21 protein-coding genes are annotated in these 18,855 nt (G+C 71.7%); 14 read left to right on the top strand and 7 right to left on the bottom strand.

Features of this window, described 5'->3' with window-relative positions:
- The first annotated feature begins 1 nt into the window (after position 1).
- From F3L20_RS19470 to F3L20_RS19455, 4 genes are all read left to right on the top strand, one after another.
- Positions 2 to 1,411: an aldehyde dehydrogenase family protein gene (locus F3L20_RS19470; RefSeq protein WP_150155446.1), complete on the top strand. Its 1,410-nt coding sequence runs from the start codon at positions 2 to 4 to the stop codon at positions 1,409 to 1,411.
- A 3-nt stretch (positions 1,412 to 1,414) separates the two neighbouring features.
- Positions 1,415 to 2,521: an NAD(P)-dependent alcohol dehydrogenase gene (locus F3L20_RS19465; RefSeq protein WP_150155445.1), complete on the top strand. Its 1,107-nt coding sequence runs from the start codon at positions 1,415 to 1,417 to the stop codon at positions 2,519 to 2,521.
- A gap of 66 nt (positions 2,522 to 2,587) precedes the next feature.
- A complete protein-coding gene (locus tag F3L20_RS19460) occupies positions 2,588 to 3,493 on the top strand; it encodes a class I SAM-dependent methyltransferase (protein ID WP_150155444.1) in 906 nt (301 codons plus the stop codon).
- A gap of 141 nt (positions 3,494 to 3,634) precedes the next feature.
- On the top strand, positions 3,635 to 4,015 hold the full coding sequence (locus tag F3L20_RS19455; protein WP_150155443.1) for a hypothetical protein: 381 nt from the start codon (positions 3,635 to 3,637) through the stop codon (positions 4,013 to 4,015).
- A gap of 94 nt (positions 4,016 to 4,109) precedes the next feature.
- Here F3L20_RS19455 and F3L20_RS19450 read toward each other — a convergent pair whose 3' ends face one another.
- From F3L20_RS19450 to F3L20_RS19435, 4 genes are all read right to left on the bottom strand, one after another.
- A complete protein-coding gene (locus F3L20_RS19450; RefSeq protein ID WP_150155442.1) occupies positions 4,110 to 4,643 on the bottom strand; it encodes a hypothetical protein in 534 nt (177 codons plus the stop codon).
- Between the two features lie 103 nt (positions 4,644 to 4,746).
- A complete protein-coding gene (locus F3L20_RS19445; protein ID WP_150155441.1) occupies positions 4,747 to 5,280 on the bottom strand; it encodes an EF-hand domain-containing protein in 534 nt (177 codons plus the stop codon).
- Positions 5,281 to 5,512: 232 nt separating this feature from the next.
- The gene (locus F3L20_RS19440; RefSeq protein ID WP_150155440.1) at positions 5,513 to 6,199 is read right to left on the bottom strand and encodes a response regulator transcription factor; all 687 of its coding nucleotides are present in this window, start codon (positions 6,197 to 6,199) and stop codon (positions 5,513 to 5,515) included.
- A complete protein-coding gene (locus F3L20_RS19435) occupies positions 6,196 to 7,137 on the bottom strand; it encodes a sensor histidine kinase (protein WP_150155439.1) in 942 nt (313 codons plus the stop codon). The genes F3L20_RS19440 and F3L20_RS19435 overlap by 4 nt, the downstream gene beginning before the upstream one ends.
- Before the next feature lie 516 nt (positions 7,138 to 7,653).
- On the opposite strand from F3L20_RS19435, the gene F3L20_RS19430 reads away from it, so the two are divergent.
- From F3L20_RS19430 to F3L20_RS19390, 8 genes are all read left to right on the top strand, one after another.
- Positions 7,654 to 7,896, top strand: a complete 243-nt coding sequence (locus F3L20_RS19430) for a hypothetical protein (protein ID WP_150155438.1) — start codon at positions 7,654 to 7,656, stop codon at positions 7,894 to 7,896.
- 10 nt (positions 7,897 to 7,906) lie between these two features.
- Complete coding sequence (locus tag F3L20_RS19425) at positions 7,907 to 8,677, top strand: polysaccharide deacetylase family protein (RefSeq protein WP_240810706.1); 771 nt, start codon at positions 7,907 to 7,909, stop codon at positions 8,675 to 8,677.
- Between the two features lie 628 nt (positions 8,678 to 9,305).
- Complete coding sequence (locus F3L20_RS19415; protein ID WP_206338800.1) at positions 9,306 to 9,827, top strand: winged helix-turn-helix transcriptional regulator; 522 nt, start codon at positions 9,306 to 9,308, stop codon at positions 9,825 to 9,827.
- Between the two features lie 8 nt (positions 9,828 to 9,835).
- Positions 9,836 to 10,681 carry an MBL fold metallo-hydrolase gene (locus F3L20_RS19410; protein ID WP_150155437.1) on the top strand — a complete coding sequence of 282 codons (846 nt, stop codon included), beginning with the start codon at positions 9,836 to 9,838 and terminating at the stop codon, positions 10,679 to 10,681.
- Between the two features lie 51 nt (positions 10,682 to 10,732).
- Positions 10,733 to 11,350: a dihydrofolate reductase family protein gene (locus F3L20_RS19405; RefSeq protein WP_150155436.1), complete on the top strand. Its 618-nt coding sequence runs from the start codon at positions 10,733 to 10,735 to the stop codon at positions 11,348 to 11,350.
- A 104-nt stretch (positions 11,351 to 11,454) separates the two neighbouring features.
- Positions 11,455 to 11,991 (top strand): AAA family ATPase, encoded by a 537-nt coding sequence (locus F3L20_RS19400; RefSeq protein ID WP_240810705.1) that lies wholly within the window; start codon positions 11,455 to 11,457, stop codon positions 11,989 to 11,991.
- Between the two features lie 111 nt (positions 11,992 to 12,102).
- Positions 12,103 to 12,555, top strand: a complete 453-nt coding sequence (locus F3L20_RS19395) for an excalibur calcium-binding domain-containing protein (protein WP_150155434.1) — start codon at positions 12,103 to 12,105, stop codon at positions 12,553 to 12,555.
- 227 nt (positions 12,556 to 12,782) lie between these two features.
- Positions 12,783 to 13,091, top strand: a complete 309-nt coding sequence (locus F3L20_RS19390; protein ID WP_145830378.1) for a hypothetical protein — start codon at positions 12,783 to 12,785, stop codon at positions 13,089 to 13,091.
- Between the two features lie 91 nt (positions 13,092 to 13,182).
- On the opposite strand, the gene F3L20_RS19385 is transcribed toward F3L20_RS19390, so the two are convergent.
- From F3L20_RS19385 to F3L20_RS19375, 3 genes are all read right to left on the bottom strand, one after another.
- Positions 13,183 to 14,850 carry a RecQ family ATP-dependent DNA helicase gene (locus F3L20_RS19385; protein ID WP_150155433.1) on the bottom strand — a complete coding sequence of 556 codons (1,668 nt, stop codon included), beginning with the start codon at positions 14,848 to 14,850 and terminating at the stop codon, positions 13,183 to 13,185.
- A 127-nt stretch (positions 14,851 to 14,977) separates the two neighbouring features.
- Positions 14,978 to 15,319, bottom strand: coding sequence for a DUF5713 family protein (locus tag F3L20_RS19380; protein ID WP_150155432.1), 342 nt, complete (start codon positions 15,317 to 15,319; stop codon positions 14,978 to 14,980).
- Positions 15,320 to 15,459: 140 nt separating this feature from the next.
- Positions 15,460 to 16,440, bottom strand: a complete 981-nt coding sequence (locus F3L20_RS19375) for a GlxA family transcriptional regulator (protein WP_150155431.1) — start codon at positions 16,438 to 16,440, stop codon at positions 15,460 to 15,462.
- Between the two features lie 122 nt (positions 16,441 to 16,562).
- Between F3L20_RS19375 and F3L20_RS19370 the strand changes: the two genes are divergently transcribed.
- Both F3L20_RS19370 and F3L20_RS19365 read left to right on the top strand, forming a co-directional pair.
- Positions 16,563 to 17,528, top strand: coding sequence for an NADP-dependent oxidoreductase (locus F3L20_RS19370; protein WP_150155430.1), 966 nt, complete (start codon positions 16,563 to 16,565; stop codon positions 17,526 to 17,528).
- A gap of 74 nt (positions 17,529 to 17,602) precedes the next feature.
- Positions 17,603 to 17,926: a hypothetical protein gene (locus F3L20_RS19365; RefSeq protein ID WP_150155429.1), complete on the top strand. Its 324-nt coding sequence runs from the start codon at positions 17,603 to 17,605 to the stop codon at positions 17,924 to 17,926.
- Positions 17,927 to 18,855 lie beyond the last annotated feature (929 nt).

Genomic DNA, 18,855 nt, shown 5'->3' with positions numbered 1-18,855 from the left:
CATGCCGACCCCCGAGACCGAGCCCGAGCGCGCCCCCGGGCCCGGCGGCGGCCGTTTCGCGGTCGTCGACCCGGCCACCGGAGAAGCGTTCGACGAAGCTCCCGACATGCGGCCGGACGACCTGGACGCCGTGATCGGCCGGGCCCACCGGGCCTGGAGCGGCTGGCGGGCCGACCCCGCCGCGCGCAGCATCGCGTTGCGCGCGGCGGCCGACGCGGTGGAGGAGGCCGGCGACGACCTCACCCGCCTGCTCACCCGGGAACAGGGCAAGCCCCTGTCCGAGTCGTCCACGGAGGTCGCCCGTACGTCGGCCCGCCTCCGCCACTTCGCCGACCTCACCCCCAGAACCCGGACGATCGACGACGGCCGGCCGGTCCACAGCGAGATCCGGTGGCGGTCACTCGGGCCGGTCGCCGCGATCGTGCCCTGGAACTTTCCCCTCCAACTGGCGGCGGCGAAGTTCGCGCCCGCTCTGGCGGCCGGCAACACCGTGGTCGTCAAACCCTCCCCGTACACCCCGCTGGCCACCCGGATGCTCGGTTCCCTCCTCGCCGCCGTCCTGCCCGAGGACGTCCTGACCGTCGTCACCGGCCGCGAACCCCTCGGCGCCCGCCTCGCCTCCCACCCGGGCATCCGCCATGTCACCTTCACCGGTTCGGTGTCCACCGGGCGGGAGGTCGCCCGGGCTGCGTCGGCCTCCCTCGCCCGCGTCACGCTGGAACTGGGCGGCAACGACGCCGCCCTCCTCCTGGACGACGCCGACGTGGAGAAGATCGCCGACCGGCTGTTCTGGGCGGCGTTCCGCAACTGCGGACAGGTCTGTATGGCGGTCAAACGCCTCTACGTCCCCGCCCGGCTGCACGCCGACGTCGTCGAAGCCCTCGCCCAGCGGGCCAAGACCGTCGCCGTCGGCCCCGGCCTCGACCCGGCGACCCAACTGGGCCCGCTCAACAACGCGGCCCAACTGGCCCGCGTCGAACGACTCACCCGGCAGGCACTGGCCGACGGCGCCCGGGCCGCGGCCGGCGGCCACCGGCAGGACGGGCCGGGATACTTCTTCGCACCCACCGTCCTCGCCGACGTGCCGCCCGACAGCCCGGTGGTGACCGGCGAACAGTTCGGGCCGGTCCTGCCGGTGCTGCCGTACCGGAGCCTCGACGCAGCCGTCGACGCGGCCAACGGCACCGGTTTCGGACTGGGCGGCTCCGTGTGGGGCACCGACCTCGACCGGGCCGAGGCGGTGGCCGAGCGGCTCGAATGCGGCACCGCCTGGGTCAACCACCACGCCGAACTGTCCCTGGCCCAGCCCTTCGCAGGCGTCAAGGACAGCGGCGTCGGCGTCGCGGGCGGGCCGTGGGGGCTGTACGGCAATCTCCAGCCGTTCGTCGTCCACCGCCCGCGGGAGGCGTGACGCATGAGGTTCCAGGCAGCCGTACTGCGGTCCTACGACGCCCCGTTCACGATGGAGGAGGTGATGCTGCGCACGGAGCCCGCCGTCGGGGAGCTCCTGGTCGAGATCGCGGGCACCGGGATGTGCCGGACCGATCTCGCCGTCCGGCGATCCGCCGGCCGGAGCCCGGTGCCCGCCGTCCTCGGCCACGAGGGCGCCGGGGTCGTGGTCCGCACGGGGGACGGCCCGAACACGGGGATCGGCGTCGGTGACCACGTGGTGCTGAGCTTCGACTCCTGCGGACACTGCCCGGCCTGCCGCGGCGCGGCCCCCGCCTACTGCGACTCCTTCGCGTCCCTCAACCTATTCGGGGGACGCGAGGAGAAGCCGGCGTGGCTCACCGACGCGTCCGGCAACGCGCTGGCGCCCCGCTGGTTCGGGCAATCCTCGTTCGCCGAGTATGCCCTCGTCCCCGCCCGCAACGCCGTACGGGTCGACCCCGCACTGCCGCTCGAACTGCTCGGCCCCCTCGGCTGCGGCTCCCTCACCGGTGCCGGAGCCGTGCTGAACACCTTCGAGGCGGGACCCGGCGACACCCTCCTCGTCCTCGGCGCGGGAGCCGTGGGCCTGACCGCCGTGATGGCGGCCACCGCCGCGGGCGCCCTGACCGTGGCCGTCGACCGGCACCCCGAGAGACTCGCGGCGGCTGAGCGGTACGGCGCGATCGCACTGCCCGCCGCCTCACCCGACCTGCCCGAGCGGATCCGGCGACTGACCGACGGCGGAGCCCGGTACGCGCTGGACACCACGGCCTCACCCCCGCTCATCAACCAGGCGCTCCACGCACTGCGTCCCACCGGCAGCCTCGGCCTGGTGGCACGCCTCCACACCCCCCTCACCCTCGACACGGGCACGCTCGACCGAGGCCGGAGCGTGCGCCACATCTGCGAAGGGGACGCCGTACCCGCGCTGTTGATCCCTCGGCTGATCGGACTGTGGCGGGCCGGGCGCTTCCCCTTCGACGAGCTGATCCGCACCTACCCCTTGTCCGGCATCAACGAGGCCGAGCGCGACTGCGACGCCGGCCGGGTGGTCAAACCCGTCCTGCTCCCGGACACGGCCGTCGGATGACCGCGGCACTCACTCACACCCGGCCCTCGACCTTCCCACCCCCCACCCCCCGCCGACGGAGGCAGCATGGAAAGCACGGCACCCCAGCACACCGACGTGGAAGGCGTGGACGCAGGAGTGGGCCTGACCGCACTCCTGGTCGCCGCGTCACGGGCCATCGAGACCCGGCGCGACGACAGTCTGGCCCAGGACGCCTACGCCGAACACTTCGTCCGCGCGGCCCCTGCCTGCACGCACTGGCCGGTGCGTATCGAGGAGGTCCCGGACGGGGACGACAACCCGCTGTGGGGGAGGTTCGCCCGTTACTTCGGCCTGCGGACGCGGGTGTTGGACGACTTCGTCCTCGGATCGGTCGGTGCGGGCGCACGCCAAGTGGTGCTGCTCGGCGCGGGGCTGGACACCCGCGCCTTCCGCCTGGACCTGCCGTCGGACTCCGTCGTGTTCGAGATCGACAGGGCGGGCGTGCTGGCGTTCAAGCAACGGGTGCTCACGGGCCTGTCGGCAGCGCCGAAGGCGAAGCGCGTCCCCGTGCCGGTCGACCTGCGGGAGGACTGGGCCGGCGCGCTCACCACGGCCGGGTTCGACCCGGCCGCACCGAGCGTCTGGCTGGCCGAGGGACTCCTCTTCTACCTGCCCGGCCCGGCCGAGACGTACCTCGTCGACACGGTGGACCGGCTGGCCGCCGGAGGCAGTGCGCTGGCCTTCGAGGCCAAGCTGGAGAAGGACCTCCTGGCCTACCGCGACAGCCCGACCTACACGGCGACGCGAGACCTCATCGGCATCGACCTGCTCCACCTCTTCGACAAGGGTCCGCGCCCCGACTCCGCGGGCGCCCTGACGGCGAAGGGCTGGTCCACCTCGACGCACACGCCCTTCGAGTTCACCCGCCGGCACGGACGCGGTCCCCTGCCCGAGCCCAACGACGCGCTGGAGGGCAACCGTTGGGTGTTCGCGCACAAACTCGCGCCATGACGCTCGGTTTCCGGCCGTTGTGGAGGCCGGCCGAGGCAACACGCCGGGAATCGGCTTGAACGGCGGCCCCATGCGGGCGACGCTGGCCGCACCGGGGGCCCGGCCCAGAGGCTCCCGGGACTCGACAGGGGGAATCAGAAGATGCGCAGGACGAGTGCACGCCCGCTGACCATGACCGTGATCGCGGCCGCCATGGGCGTGATGGCCGCCGCGGGTATGGCGGCTCCGGCCTCCGCGGCGGAAGCGGCGCAGACCGACCGGACCAACGTGAGTGCCGAGTTCGAGACGGTCACCACGTGGGTCCAGGGCAATGTGCGGATCGGGCCGTCGACGGGGTACCGCATCGCCTACACCGTCGCGGCGAACCAGAACCTCACCGCTGTCTGCTGGCTCGAGGGCGGCACGGTCTCCGCCAACGGGTACACCCACAACAAGTGGGTGTACCTCTCGGACGACAGGTACATCTGGGGCGGGCTGCTCAAGGGCAACGAGGTGGGCAACGTCAGCTCGCACTGCTGGTGACCCGCCGGCCGCTCCCGCACCCGCCGCGGGAGCGGCCTTCGCCGCGCGGGGCTGCTCCCGGCAGCACCGGCTTCACCACCCGTGTCGTCGGGGGTCAGCGCCCGAGGGCGTCCTCGCGTGGCAGAGGGCCGACGTCCGCGTGCCGGCCGGGGCGGAGGGCGGCGTGCCGCTGTCCGGGGCCGGGGCCGCCACGCGCGGCCAGGGCGTCGGCGACGGCACCGGTGACGAACGCGTAGACGGCCTTGTGCAGGACGTCCACCGCGAGTTCCCGGCGTGGCCAGGTCTGGGGTGGCGCGCCCACACCGGTCGCGTTCTCCAGGATCTGGTCGTTGGTCAGGCGAACGACGGTGAACTTGGCGGAAGCGACCGGTCCGCGCAGCCCGGCCTGGGCCATGACCGACCGCAGCACGCCGAGGAGGGCGGCCTGACCGAAGTGCATGGCCCAGTTGACCTTGAGCGGCTGGGTGCCGGGCCGCTCCGGCAGGCCGGTCAGGCGCTGCAGGACACGGGCCGGCGCATGGGAGTCCGGCCGGCCCGTGACGGCCTGCTCCAGTTTCTCGCCGAGCGTCATCACGACGGCACCGGCGGCACCGGCGACCAGCCCCTGCCACAGTGCGTGCTTCATCATGCCGGGGCGGGTACCCGTTCCGCCGACCAGGTTACGCGCCGGCCGCCGGCCACGAGCTCGGCCCGAGGCCGTGAACGGCGTGGACGCCCATGATCCGGCCCGGTCAGACGGCCCGCGCCGTCACCAGCTGGTCGCCCGCGATTCCCGCCATGTCCGGCGCGTAGTACTCCCTGATGCCGGCGGCCCACGTGGACACGGTGACGCGGTCGTCGGCGTCCGGGCCGAAGGCGTCGAAGAGGGCGTGGATGTTCGCCTCCTCGAAACCGATCGCCCTCATCAGCGACACGAACAGGGGGCGCTCGATCAGACCGTCCCCGTCGGGATCGCCGAGTGCGGAGAGGGCCTCGGCGAACTCGGCGATCGTGGGGCCGAAACGCTCGGGGTCCAGTACGAAGGGACGGAACTCGTCCACCGAGATGACGCCGTCGCCGTTGGCGTCCAGCTCCGTGGACAGCGTCGTCCAGTAGCGGCGGAACGCGGCTCGGATGGCGTCCTTGGCACCGTCGTCCGAAGCGCTCGCCGCTTCCAGGACGCGGCCCGTCATCAGATCGAAGTCGTCGGAGTCGAGCACTCCGTTGCCGTTCGCGTCGAAGAGGGAGAAGACCAGCTCGACCCGCTTGGCGGCCTCATCTCGCATGTGCGTCACCTGTCTTCCACGACCCGACGGTTTCGGGCCTGATCCGTGATCCATGGAACCGTCAGGGACGTGCCGCAGGCTCTCGATCTTCGCTTTTGGTGCCGGTGGAACCGCTGGATGATCATGTGTGACACGTCCGACGCCGCACCTGTGACGACCAGGGTGTGCCGACCGATCCCGTTGATCAGCTCATCGGAATTGTTGCCCCTTCCCGGGCCGGTACGCGGTCGCCTCAGAGGCTCCCGGACCGGTAGACGAGCAGCGCGATCTGCACCCGGTTGTTCAGCCCGAGCTTGGTGAGGATGTGGGAGACGTGTGACTTGACGGTGGGGACGCTCATGTAGAGGTCGGCGGCGATCTGCGCGTTGGTCCGGCCGTCGGCCACGGCGAGGGCGACCTCCCGCTCCCGGTCGCCGAGCAGGCCGAGCTGCCGCCGGGCGTCCTCGCCGCCGGGGTCGTGAGCCTGGGGAGGGGCCGGTGAGTGCTGAGCGGGCGGCTTGTGGGCGACGGCGTCGACGAGGTGCCGCAGGGCCTCCGGGGACATCACCGGCTCCCCGGCCGAGGTGCGGCGCACCGCGTCGATGATCGTCTCCGGCCGGGTGTGCTTCAGCAGGAAACCGGCCGCGCCCGCCCGCAGGGCGCGCAGCACGTAGTCGTCCGTGGTGAACGTCGTCAGCATGAGGACCTCCGGCCGGCCCCCGGGCCTGGCCCGCAACAGGCGGGTGGCCGCCAGACCGTCCACGGTCGGCATGCGGATGTCCATGAGCACGAGGTCGGGGTCGTACCGTTCGACCAGGTCGACGACCTCACCGCCGTCCTGGGCCTCGCCCACCACCTCGATGTCGGCGGCGGAGGCCAGCATCATCCGCAGCCCGGCCCGCACCAGGGCGTCGTCGTCGACGAGCAGCACCCGGATCATGCGGCCGGCCAGGGGAGACGGGCCAGCAGGCGATGGGTCGTGCCGCCGCCGTCGGGGCGCTGTTCGTGACGGAGCTCCCCGCCGGCCAGGGCGGCGCGTTCGGTGAGGCCGACAAGGCCGAGCCCGCTGCCGGGGACGGGGGACGTGGATCCGGGGGTCACGGGGTTGGTCACCTCGATGGTCAGGCCGGAGCCCGGGGCGCCGCGCACGACGAGGCGTACGGGTTGCCCGGGTGCGTGCTTGCGGGCGTTGGTGAGGGCTTCCTGGACGATCCGATAGGCGGTGCGTCCCATGGCGGGCGGGGCGGCGGCCGTGTCGGCGGGCGCGCAGTCGAAGACGAGGTCGATCGCGGTCCCGGCGGTACGCGACTCCTCCACGAGGCGCGTCAGGTCGGCGAGCACCGGCTGCGGCGCGGACGAGCGGGACGCGCCGGCCGGGGGAGCGCGCAGCACGCCGAGCAGTTGCTGCAGCTCCTCCAGCGCCTGGTGGGCGCTGTCACGAATCACCCCCGCGGCCTGCTGGACCTGTTCCGTGGGCGCCCCCGGGTTCACCTGCAGGGCTCCGGCGTGCACGCTCAGCAGGGACAGCCGGTGGGCCAGGGTGTCGTGCATCTCGTGGGCGATGGCCTCGCGTTCGCGCTGCCGGGCGTGCTCGGCGCGCAGGGCGGCCTCGGTCCTGGCCTGCTCGGCGCGCTCGCGCAGTCCGCGCAGGAAGAGTCCATATCCGACGGCCCCGCCCACCAGCACCGCACCGGTCACCACCGTCGACACGGTGCGCGAGCCGGGCGCGTACACGGCGAGGTACAGGACGCAGGGCAGCAGGGCGAGCGCGGTGACGGCGGCGACCGTCCGGACCCGGCGCGTCGCCGCCACGGTGCACAGGGCGACGAGAGCGGCCGGGATCAGCGGCCACACCACCGACAGGAGCACCAGAATCACGGCGGCCGGTACCGGCCAGCGACGCCGCCACCACAGCAGCACGCCGGCCGCCGCCGCGACCAGCAGATCCGACGCCGCACCGGAATAAAAGGAAACAGGAAGCGAAACAAGACGTGCGAATTCTGCGACAAAGGCAGTTGCCGACGGAAATCGCGGAAAAACCGTCAAGTCGTTCGCGTGCGCATAGGACACGGTGACCGAAAGCGCCGCGGCACCGATCACCGTCAGCAGATCGACGAGCCGGTCACGGCCGCTCACGCTCATGCTCCTCCACTTCACCCGGCACAGCGTACGACATCGGTGCGCAGGTCAGATCTGCCGGAGGGCGCGGGAGAGGGCCGCTGAGCCAGATCCCTACTTTGGTATGAGTGCGGCTGAGGATTTCTTGCCGTACTCCTACTTTCGTCACGGGGCGTCGTCGACCAAATGCCGAAGCCGGCGACCGGGGCGCATTTCTAGCGTGGTGGTCACGTAATCACCGGAACGATCACATCCACGTTGGAAGAGAGATTTCCCATGCTTTCGCGTCTGCGTCCCGCGCCGGCCGTCGCCGCCGTCATCGGCGGACTGCTGGTCCTGTCCGGCGCCTGGCGGCTCGCCACCCGCGCCTGGGCCCACCTCGACGGATGGCTGTTCGGCCGCCTGCCCTACGGACCCGGGCTGGGCCATGTCGCGTTGCTGATCCTGGGAGCGGCCGTCCTGGCCCTGGCCCTACGCTCCGCCCGCCGAGCCGGCGACCCGGCCCGCCAGGGACGGTGACGGACACACCGTGAAGTCGACCAAGACCCGCATCCTGACGGCGGCCGCCGCCCTGCTGATCGCCGCCGCCGTGACGGTCTCCCTGACCGGCTGGTCCACCTTGAGCAACGTGATCAGCCCGGCCGAAGCACGCGCACAGGCACCGAAGGACGTCGAGGTCACCGGACCCGTCGACTGCCGCAAGGCCAAGTGCATCGCGCTCACCTTCGACGGCGGTCCCAGCGCGCCCACCCCGAAACTCCTGGACGTCCTCAAGAGCGAGAAGGTGCACGCGACCTTCTTCCTCCAGGGGAAGAAGCACACCGACACCTTTCCGGAGACGGTCCGCCGCATGGCCCGCGAGGGGCACGAGATCGCCAACCACACCTGGACCCACAAGAACCTCAAGGAACTCACCGACGAGGAGGTGCGCGCCCAGATGCTGCCCGTCCAACGGGACATCGAGAAGATCACCGGGCACGCCCCCACCCTGATGCGGCCACCGGGGGGCGCCACCGACGACGACCTCAAGAAGATCATGAAGGACCTGGGGCTCGCCCAGATCCTCTGGAGCGTCACCGCCAAGGACTACGAGACCACGGACACCGCACTGATAGAGAAGCGCGTCCTCGACGGGGCCGAGCGCGACGGCATCATCCTGCTGCACGAACGCTACGCGGGCACCATCCCGGCCGTGCCGGACATCATCCACCGGCTCCGGAAGCGGGGCTACACGTTCGTGACGGTCCCCGAGCTCATGGCACCGGCGAAGCCCCAGCCGGGCGAGGTGTACCGCCCCTGACCGGCCCTGTCCCACACCCCGGTGCCCGAGACGTCCTCGCCCCGCCGCCCGGCCGCAGTCACGCTGTCGCGCAGCGGGCGGGCCGGACGTCCCGGCCGGTGTGCCGTAGCGGGCGGCCACCGTCGTCGCACGGTCGCGCGGCGTCGTGCGGAGCCATTGCGGGGCGAGAATTCCGGCGTCGGGTGCGTGGTGCGGTGGCCTCGGCCGCACGCCGGTCGAGCACCCGGCCCGGCGGAGATCAGCACCAGCTCGGTGGGCTTCCACTCCAGCCGCCCTCGGCGGCGAGGGCTTCGCCGCGGCCCGCTTCACCGGCCTGGTGGTCCGCCGTCTTCGTGCTGTGTGTACCGACAGTGCTGCTGGCCGGCACCCAGACACAGCGCCACGGACACCAGCCGGCCGGCGATCGGCCGCCACGGGTGCCGGGCGCACGGAGCACGGGGTCGGAGGCGGGTTGTCCGTTGCGTCGCGATCGCCACCAGGGTGCCCAAGCGTGAGGCACACGGTCAGCACCGCCGCCATGGGTGACCACCTCCCCCGTGGGCGAGCCTTCGGCAGTCGGCGTGGCTCGGGCGAGTCTCACTTCACATTTTGATGCCAGCCCTGGCTTCATTTTCCATACTCTGCTTTCATGGAGGGCATGGACGCCATGTCGTTGCCGGCCAACCAGCACTGCTCGATCGCCCGGACCCTCAGCGTGCTGGGCCAGAAGTGGAATCTCCTGCTGCTCCGTGAGGCATTCCTCGGCCGCACCCGTTTCGCGGAGTTCCAGCGCATCGGCATCCCCAACGCGACCCTCGGTCAGCGCCTGAACGACCTCGTGTGCGCCGGGCTCCTGGAGCGCGTGACGTATCAGCAAGAGGGCGAGCGCAGCCGCGAGGAGTACGTCCTCACCGACGCCGGCCGTGACGTGCTGCCGATCCTGGCCGCGCTCAGCGCGTGGGGCGACCGGCACCGCCCGCAGGAGACGGGTCAGGGCGTCGTCTACACGGCCGACGGTGAGCGCCCCGTGCGCCTCGAGTTCCGCGGCCCGGACGGCGAGCCGGTCGACCAGGACGCCGTCTCGATCATCCGGGGCCCGGCCTACTACGCCGCCCTCGCAGCCGCCGCCGGCCGGTCGCCCGACCGTGACGGCGCCCACTCAGTCAGTTAGGAAGCACCATGCCCACCAGTGGCCCCCTCGCCTACGAGGTGTTCATCGCCGACCCGATCCCGCAGGACGTCACGGAGCCCGTCCCCAACGGCGACCGCCGGATGTTCTCACCCCTGTCCGTCACCCTGATCCACGGGGAACGGGACGCCGTCCTGGTCGACCCGCCGCTGACCTCCGCCCAGGCGGAAGCCGTGGGCGACCGGGTGGAATCCACCGGCAAGAACCTGACCCACATCTTCGCGACCCATGGTCACGGTGACCACTGGTTCACCGCCGGCCTCCTGGCGGAACGTTTCGGCGCGACAGTCGTCGCCTCCGAGGGCACCATCGCGGAGATGCACCGCAACGTCTCCCTGCGCCCGCACTTCTGGGACCGGCTCTTCCCCGGTCAGATCCCGGACGCCCCCGTCACCGCCGTCACCGTGCCCGGGAACCGGCTCACCCTGGAAGGGCACGAGCTGCGCATGGTCGAGGTCGGTCACAGCGACACGGACGAAACCAGCGTCCTGCACGTGCCCGACCTCGACCTCGTCGTGGCCGGCGACGTCATCTACAACGGTGTCCACCAGTACCTCGCCGAGTCCGGGAACGGCGGCCGCGACGCCTGGCGCAAGGCCATCGCCCTCGTCGAGGACCTCCGCCCCCGCCTGATCGTCACCGGCCACAAGAACAAGGAACTGGACGACGACGCCGACCGTGCGATCGCCGAGACGCGCCGCTACCTCGACGCCGCCGACGAGCTCCTCGCCCGGCACGACGACCCGCTCGGCTTCTTCCACGCCATGCTGGAGCGTTTCCCCGACCGCCTGAACCCGGGCGCCCTCTGGGGCGGCGCGGTCGCCCTGTACCGGTGACCGTTCACCCGCCGCCGATGACTTCGTCCGTCGATGCGGGTCAGTACGGACATGACCCGTATCGTCGCTGACATCTCGATCTCCCTCGACGGCTTCGTGACCGGTCCCGACCCCGGCCCCGACAACGGTCTGGGCGCCGGCGGCGAGGGCCTGCACACGTGGGCCTTCTCCGACGACCCCGACGACCGCCGGGTCCTGCGTGAGGCGACCGACCGTTCAGGCGCCGTCGTCCTCGGCCGTCACCTCTTCGACATCGTCGACGGGCGGGAGGGCTGGGACGACACCACCGGCTACGGCGCCGGCGAGGTCGGCAGGCCCGCCTTCGTCGTCGTGACGAGCGCACCGCCCGGGTCGGTACGGACGTCGCTCCTCGACTGGACGTTCGTGACCACCGGCCTGCACGACGCCGTCTCCGCCGCGCGCGACCGCGCGGAGACGGCGTCGTCCCGCACCGGCAAAGACCTCGACGTCGTCCTCATGGGCGGCGGCGCCACAATCGGCTCGGCACTCGCCGCGGGCCTCGTCGACGCGCTGACGCTGCACCTCGCCCCCATCGTGCTCGGCGCCGGCACCCCCCTGTTCACCGGCGGAGTACCGCGCACGCTGGTACGACGGAGCGTGATCCCGACGACGACGTCGACCCACCTCTTCTACGACGTACCGCGCTGATCCGCGGCGGTGCCGCGCCGCCCGCCCGCCCGGCCGCAGCTCGTTCCGGTCATCCCGTCATGAACCCCCGTACGCGGTCGTCGCTCCCCCGTACCGTCGACGCCATGAGGGTGGGCACGGAACGCACCAGGCTGGTCGTCCTGCGCGGCAACAGCGCCTCGGGCAAGTCGTCCGTCGCGGCCGGCCTGCGCGACCGCTTCGGCCGGGGTCTCGCCCTGGTCGCCCAGGACAACCTCCGCCGCGTCGTGTTGCGCGAGCACGACCGCCCGGGCGCGGCCAACATCGGTCTGATCGATCTCACCGCCCGCTACGCGCTGGACGCCGGCTTCCACGTCGTCGTCGAAGGCATCCTCCACGCCGACCGCTACGGCACCCTGCTCACCCGGTTGTGCGCCGACCACCGCGGCCCGACCCACGCGTATTACCTGGACGTGCCCTTCGACGAGACGCTCGCCCGCCACGCCACCAAGCCGATCGCCGACGAGGTCCATGAGGCCCAGTTGCGCGAGTGGTACCGCCCACGCGATCTGCTGTCCGGCGGCATCGAGACCGTCATCGGCGCCGACAGCACCCTGCGGGAGACCGTCGACCGGATCATGTGCGACACCGGTCTGAACCGCCTGCCGGCCGCGGACTGCTGACGGACCGTCACCGTAGGCGGCAGTCACTCCGGAAGCGCATGCCACAAGAGTTCATATCCTCTTCACATAACCGCTACAGTTCACCCTTCAACAGGTATCCCGGGGGGCGTCATGACCAATCCGTACACACCGGCGGGCCGCACAGCGCCGAAGTGGGCACGCAAGCGCTACGTGCTGCCCGCGCTCGGCTTCGCCTTCGCCCTCGGCGTCATGGGAGCCGGCGCCGACGACCGCGGCGCGGCCGGCGACGCCAAGCCCGCGGTGGCCGAAGCCCGGCCGACGGCGACCGTGACCGCGACGGTGACCGCCGAACCCTCCGCCGATCCGGAACCTGCCCCGACGGTCACCGAGACCGTCACGGAGTCGGTCAAGGTCAAGGTGAAGGTCACCAAGACCGTCACCGCGGAACCCGTCGAGGACGACTACAGCGGCGGCGGAGGAGGCAGCGCCTATTACAAGAACTGCGACGCCGCACGCGCCGCCGGCGCGGCTCCCGTGCACCGCGGCGACCCCGGGTACGGCAGCCACCTGGACCGCGACGGCGACGGCACCGGCTGCGAGTAGCGGCAGACCGCGCCGGCGCGCCCCTTCTCCGCCGGCGCGGTGCGACCCTCGCCGTGGGTCACGGAGCACGGCCGGCCCGCAGGGTATGGGACCGCGGCTCCGTGGCACTCGGCGGATGGGGCAGGCGCCCGCTTTCGCTGGGTGCCGCGCCGCGGGGAGAGACCCGCCGAACGTCAGGACGGTGCCGAAGTGACCGGGAACAACACCACGGAACTCGGGCGCACACGGTGAAGCGCGGCAAGCGCTACGCCGTCGCCGCCTCCGGGCAGTGGACCGACGAGGAGGAGGGCCGCCGCAGGCTGCCCGCGGGAGAGGTCCACGCCTGGGAGCCGGGACGCAACGAAACCGTCTGCGGGCTGTCCCTCAGCCGCTCGCGCCTCGCCCGCTTCTCGCACGTGAGCTGGCCCGACATCATCCCGGAATCGGGCGGCGCGGCCGACCGCGTGCAGAGGGTGTGCCCGCGCTGCGCCTCGGTGGCCGGACGCCGCGGCAGTGACGCACGCCCACGCTGGGTGCGCGTCCGTCCGCGGCCATGAGTTCGGTGCCGAAGCCGCAGGCAGCCTGGTACGGGAACGCACCAGGCTGCCTGCGGCGGACGCCGTACCGCGGCGGTCGCCGCCGGGTCCCTCAGACCTCGGTCAGCAGATCGCCCTCCTCCACGGCTGTCAGCGACAGCGTCTTGTAGCCGACCTGCTCGAAGAGCACGACAACGCGGTCCTCCTCCAGGCGCATCACCGTGCCCGAACCCCAATCCGTGTGCTCCACACGGTCGTTGGGCTCATACGGCCCGTCATGCCCGGCCGGGGGAGTGGCGTCCGCCCGCCCGGTGGCCGTGATGCTGGGAGCCTGGGCCTGGCGGTCGCAGACGTCGCAGCGCGCGCACGGTGTGTCCAACTGGTCGCCGAAGTAGCCGAGGAGGTACTGGCGACGACAGGTCGGCGTCTCCGCGTAGCCGCGCATCATCTCGATGCGCGACCGGTCGATGCGCCGCCGCCGCGCGAACACCTCCTCCGCCGCTCCGGCGGCCTCGTCCGCCGAACGGCCGGGCAGCGCCCGCACCGCGCGGCGCTTCCCCTCGACGGTCACGGCTTCCGCCTCTTCCAGCAGGTTCAGCAGATCGCTGGTCTTCCGCCGGGACAGCCCGCACAACTGAGCCACGCGGCTACGGCTCTGCGGCGCTTCCTGGCCGAACAGCGTGGTCATGATCCGGCGCAGAGCGTCGGTGTCCAGGGCCCGGGCCGTGAGGAACTTCTGCAGTCCCAGGTCCTCGGGACGGTAGAACAGCACCGCGCGGGCCGGTTCCCCGTCCCGGCCGGCACGCCCGACCTCCTGGTAGTAGGAGTCGAGCGACTCGGGGACGGACGCGTGCGCGACGAAGCGTACGTCGGGCTTGTCGATGCCCATGCCGAACGCGGAGGTGGCGACGACCACGGCGGGCGTACCCGTCATGAAGCCGTCCTGGATACGTCGGCGGTCGGCGGCCTTCAGCCCCGCGTGGTACGCCTCGGCGTCGACACCGTCCTGCCGGAGGCGCTCCGCGTACGCCTCGGCGTCCTTGCGGGTGGCGGTGTAGAGGATGCCGGGGGCGGACGCCTCGGCCGCCCAGCGGGAGACGGCCTCACGCTTGGAGGGGTCGTCGGTGAAGGTGTGCACGGACAGGTGGATCTCGGGCCGGTCCGTGCCCGTCGTCACGACATGCGGCTCGCGCATGTGCAGATGCTCGACGATGTCCTCCCGCACCGGGGCGGCGGCTGTCGCCGTCAGGGCGAGGACCGGCGGACGGCCCAGCCGGTCGGCGGCCTCGCCAAGGTTGAGGTAGTCGGGACGGAAGTCGTGGCCCCACGCGGACACGCAGTGGGCCTCGTCGACGACGAACAGCGAGGGGCGCAGTTCCCGTAGCCGCTCCATGACGTCTTTCCTGGCCAGCTGCTCGGGGGAGAGGAACAGGTACTGGGCATCCCCGTCCTCGACCGCCTGCCAGCCCTCGTCCGTCGCCGAGCGCGGCTGCGCGGAGTTCACGGCCACGGCGTCCGGGGCGTCGCTGTCCCGCAGGCCCGTGACCTGGTCGCGCTGCAGGGCGATCAGCGGGGACACGACGACGGTCGGGCCGCCCAGGACGACGGTCGGCACCTGGTAGATCGCCGACTTGCCGGAGCCGGTGGGCATGACGACCAGCACGTCACGGCCGTCCAGCAGCGCCCGCATCGCCTCCGCCTGTTCCGCGCCCAGGTCGTCCCACCCGAACCGCTCACGGGCGACGCGGCGCAGCTCTGCGATCCCCTCGTCCCTGTCCATCGCGTCCGCCCTCTCCACCCTCTGACCTGTACGTTCCCGCCCCGGGTGCCCGCTGTACGGGCGAGGATGCGAGGCGCGACGCAATCGGGACGGCGAGGCTCACCGCGGACGGCCTGCCGGCCCTGGCTCACCAGTCCCGGTTGGCGGTCAACACCTCCACGTCGGCGTCCGCGAACCCGTAGGCCGACGCGACGAACCAGAACTCCTCGCAGATCCACTGGCGCGCGACCGTCTCGATGCCGCTCCCGGCCGCGCCGAACCTCTCGTCCAGCAGGTTGAACTCCTCCGTCGCGGCCTGGGTGAGCTTGTACAGGCTGTCCAGGCCGGACGGCTGCTCGGTCTCCATGCGCAGGCAGAGCCGCAGCAGGATCGCCTTCCCCTCGTCGACCAGGTGGCCGGGGAAATACGGGTCGTCGTGCATCGACCGCAGGAACGCGTGTCCCGCCACCTGCTCATTCATGACCGACATCATGCTTCCTCCCCCTCGCGACGAGATGACGAGCCGATCATGCACGGCACCACTGACAACGACGCCCGACAGGCGGCAGACCCGCCCGGCCAGCGCTTCACCATGCCTTCGAGGTCAGCAGGGCGCGGGGGCGCCGGCGGTCACTGCACCGCGGCCGCCCCCGGCGCGCCGTGTGCCCGCCGGTAGGCAGCCGGAGACAGTCCCACATACGTGTGGAACTGCCTGCGCAGGGCGACCGGGTCGCTGAACCCGCAGGCGCCGGCGATCCGGGCGACGGGCAGATCCGTGGACTCCAACAGCTGGCGCGCGTGGGCCAGTCGGCGCTGGCACAGCCACTTGAGCGGACTGACGCCCGTCTCCTGACGGAAACGCCGGGTGAAGGTACGCACGCTCATGTGGGCGTGCCGTGCCATGTCCTCGAGGGTGATCGGTTCGGCCAGTCGCCGCAGCGCCCATTCCCGGGTCGCCGAGGTGGAGCGGTCGGTGTCCGGCGGCACCACATGCTCGATGAACTGCGCCTGTCCGCCCTCGCGCCAGGGCGCCGCGACGACCCGCCGGGCGGCGGCCGCGGCGACGCTCGCCCCGTGGTCCTGCCGGACCAGATGAAGGCACAGATCGATGCCCGCGGCGCCACCGGCGGACGTAAGGATACGGCCGTTGTCGACGAACAGCACGTTCGGATCGACCTCGACGCCGGGGAACAGCCGCGCGAACGCGTCGCACAGCGTCCAGTGCGTGGTGGCCCGCAGATCGTCGAGGAGCCCGGCCGCCGCGAGCAGAAAGGCCGAGGTGCACAGGCTCACGATGCGGGTGCGCTGCCCGATCGACTTCAGAAGAGTGGAGACGTCCCCGGGAAGCGTCCCTGTCGCGAGCAGCTCGGCAGTGGGTTCCAGGGTGGCGATCACGACCGTGTCGGCGGTCCGCAGCAGTGACTCGTCGTGCTCGACGACGATCTGGAAATCCTCGTGCGTACGAACCGGCCGCCCGCCGATCGAGCAGGTACCGACCGTGTAGAGCCGGCTGCCGTCCGGCGCACGCGCTTCGTTGAACACCCGGGCCGGGATACCCAGATCCAGAGGCAGGACTCCGTCGAGGGCGAGTACTGCGACACGGTGCGTCATGGCCGGAATGGTACGACAGGTGTCCCTCCGGCCACTCACCCGCACCCGTCGCGGCAAGGCAGAGTGGATCTTGCCGGGCCCGCCCGGCGAACGGAACCAGCAACGAACAGGAGCGAGAAACCATGAGCGGCCACACCATGCGTGCCGTCACGATCAAGGGATTCGGCGGCCCGGAGGTCCTGACCTCCGAGGAGGTGCCCCGCCCCGCACCGCTGCCGACCGAGGTGCTGGTACGCGTCCACGCCGCCGGCATCAACCCCGTGGACTGGAAGACCCGCGAGGGACAGGGCATGGCGGGCCTGCAGACGTTCCCGCTCATTCTGGGCTGGGACGTCTCCGGCGTCGTCGAGGAGGTCGGCTTCGGGGTCACCACGCTCAAGCCGGGCGACGAGGTGTACGGCATGCCGTGGTTCCCGCGCGCCGCCGGAGCCTACGCCGAGTACGTCACGGCGCCGGCCCGCCAGTGGGCCCGCAAGCCCGCCACCGTGGACCACGCGCACGCGGCCGCCGTACCGCTGGCGGCACTGACCGCCTGGCAGATCCTGGTCGACACCGCTGAGGTGCGGGCCGGTGGGCGCGTGCTGATCACGGCCGCCGCCGGAGGGGTGGGCCACTTCGCCGTCCAGTTCGCCCGGCACCTGGGCGCGCACGTGATCGCGACCGCCGGCGCCGCCCGCCACGCCTGGCTGAAGGACCTCGGCGCCCACGAGACGATCGACTACACCACGACCCGCTTCGAAGAAGCCGCGGCCGACGTGGACGTCGTCATCGACCTGGTCGGGGACGCGCAGGACCGGACGAGCACCCGCTCCCTGAAGACCCTCTCCCCGGGCGGCCTGCTGATCGCCGTCCCCGGCGGCGTCTCCCCGGACCTGGCGGCGGCCGCCGAGGCGGCGGGCGTACGGACCAGCGGCTTCCTGGTCGAGCCGGACGGTCACGCACTCACGACGATCGCGCGCCTGATCGACGCGGGCGAGGTCACCGTGGAGGTGGAGAAGACGTTCCCCCTCGACCAGGCCGCCGCGGCCCATACGCACGGCGAGTCCGGCCACACCCGAGGCAAGCTGGTCCTGACCGTGACGGACTGACCTCCGTGCGCCCATCGGCGTGACCACCCTCACGAGCCGTGTTCTCCCGGGGCCGTACCGGGCAGGCCGACGGTGTGGACGCACACCAGTCACCGGAGCGGACCCCCGACGGGCACCACATCGTCGTTCGGGGGAGGAAGTGGAGGGCGACGGATCCCTCCGTCCCCGAGGAGATCGCGGCTCGTCTCCGACATCACCTCATGGCGGCGCGCCGTGCGGTGCGCGCAGCGACGGCCGCGGGCGACGAACAGGGCGAGCGGGCAGCGCGTGCACGGGTGAACCGGGCAAAGATCGCGCTGGGGGAGCGCGGCACCCCTTGGTGGGAGCAGCCCGAGGACGAACGCCGGCAACGCTGGGAGGAGGGCCTCGATTCGCTCGACGGTGAGGAGCGGAGCTGAGGGCTGTCCCGTCGTTCCGGCTCCACTCCCAGCCACCCGCCGATGCCGAACACAACCACCAAGTTCCGTTCTCATCGGCACGCGCCAGCCGGTGCCGGCCCTCACGAACGATGGAGAGTTCGAGAGAAGGGGTGCTCGCCGCAGGAAGGAGGAGCACGGGGGCGTGTATCCGTCAGAGGTCCCGCATCCTGGTCCACCACCAGCCGCCCACCGTTGATTCGATGAGGTGGGGATCCGGCAAGGTCCGGCGCTCCAGCTCGGCATCCATGCGTGTGAGGAGTCGCGCCAAGTCCCGTCGCGCTCCCGGAGGAAGGTGCCGCATGGCCCACTCGAGATCATCGCGAGCGTCTCCAACTCCCGGCGAGTCGAAGGCGGAGGCGTCCAGGTAGCGTCCAGGCTGCTGGAAAGCCCACTCGACGCGCGAAAGGGCGTGAGCAACCGCGTTGGGCCACATCTGCTGGTCTTCGACCCGCCGGATCGCTGCACGAGTCCGCGCGGAGACACCGCGCACCTTCAGCACCGGATACTGCCACTGTGGCCGCCACCGTTGCGCACGGACGGCCTTGGGAGGCCTACGCGGCATCGCCCTTTCGCATCAGCATGCGCCCATCTTGCCACGACGTGGCACCAGCGACGCGGATCCAGCTCAGTGATGAACCAGGTTCTCCGCTGAGCTCAACTGTGTTGGGCGGTTAGGGATGCCCCCACCGGAACCGTGCTGCAGAGCTGCACGGTTCCCGTCCGACCTCAACCGTCTGCAACCCGGGGCTGTCCCTCGTCTGGACGAGGGTGCTCGTCCTCCGGGCGGCATCCCTCTAATGTGGGCGCCAGCCGCCGAAGGGAGGCGCCATGTCGGACAATCCGACGAGCCCGTTGGGTATGGCAATGCGGGAGGTCACATTCCCAGACCAGTCCCGCGGGATCATCTT

This window comes from Streptomyces tendae (assembly GCF_008632955.1).
In the GTDB taxonomy this organism is placed as follows: domain Bacteria; phylum Actinomycetota; class Actinomycetes; order Streptomycetales; family Streptomycetaceae; genus Streptomyces.
The sequence above is the reverse complement of the archived record's forward strand: the minus strand, read 5'-3'. Positions and strand labels throughout refer to the sequence as shown.

Bases quoted from the DNA above. Each gene is read 5' to 3' on its own strand.
- F3L20_RS19375 (WP_150155431.1), bottom strand. From the start codon at position 16,440: ATGACGCACCGTGTCGCAGTACTCGCCCTCGACGGAGTCCTGCCTCTG.
- F3L20_RS19380 (WP_150155432.1), bottom strand. From the start codon at position 15,319: ATGTCGGTCATGAATGAGCAGGTGGCGGGACACGCGTTCCTGCGGTCG.
- F3L20_RS19465 (WP_150155445.1), top strand. From the start codon at position 1,415: ATGAGGTTCCAGGCAGCCGTACTGCGGTCCTACGACGCCCCGTTCACG.
- F3L20_RS19395 (WP_150155434.1), top strand. From the start codon at position 12,103: ATGACCAATCCGTACACACCGGCGGGCCGCACAGCGCCGAAGTGGGCA.
- F3L20_RS19470 (WP_150155446.1), top strand. From the start codon at position 2: ATGCCGACCCCCGAGACCGAGCCCGAGCGCGCCCCCGGGCCCGGCGGC.
- F3L20_RS19400 (WP_240810705.1), top strand. From the start codon at position 11,455: ATGAGGGTGGGCACGGAACGCACCAGGCTGGTCGTCCTGCGCGGCAAC.
- F3L20_RS19455 (WP_150155443.1), top strand. From the start codon at position 3,635: ATGCGCAGGACGAGTGCACGCCCGCTGACCATGACCGTGATCGCGGCC.
- F3L20_RS19450 (WP_150155442.1), bottom strand. From the start codon at position 4,643: ATGATGAAGCACGCACTGTGGCAGGGGCTGGTCGCCGGTGCCGCCGGT.
- F3L20_RS19410 (WP_150155437.1), top strand. From the start codon at position 9,836: ATGCCCACCAGTGGCCCCCTCGCCTACGAGGTGTTCATCGCCGACCCG.
- F3L20_RS19370 (WP_150155430.1), top strand. From the start codon at position 16,563: ATGAGCGGCCACACCATGCGTGCCGTCACGATCAAGGGATTCGGCGGC.
- F3L20_RS19415 (WP_206338800.1), top strand. From the start codon at position 9,306: ATGGAGGGCATGGACGCCATGTCGTTGCCGGCCAACCAGCACTGCTCG.
- F3L20_RS19405 (WP_150155436.1), top strand. From the start codon at position 10,733: ATGACCCGTATCGTCGCTGACATCTCGATCTCCCTCGACGGCTTCGTG.
- F3L20_RS19440 (WP_150155440.1), bottom strand. From the start codon at position 6,199: ATGATCCGGGTGCTGCTCGTCGACGACGACGCCCTGGTGCGGGCCGGG.
- F3L20_RS19460 (WP_150155444.1), top strand. From the start codon at position 2,588: ATGGAAAGCACGGCACCCCAGCACACCGACGTGGAAGGCGTGGACGCA.
- F3L20_RS19385 (WP_150155433.1), bottom strand. From the start codon at position 14,850: ATGGACAGGGACGAGGGGATCGCAGAGCTGCGCCGCGTCGCCCGTGAG.
- F3L20_RS19445 (WP_150155441.1), bottom strand. From the start codon at position 5,280: ATGCGAGATGAGGCCGCCAAGCGGGTCGAGCTGGTCTTCTCCCTCTTC.
- F3L20_RS19430 (WP_150155438.1), top strand. From the start codon at position 7,654: ATGCTTTCGCGTCTGCGTCCCGCGCCGGCCGTCGCCGCCGTCATCGGC.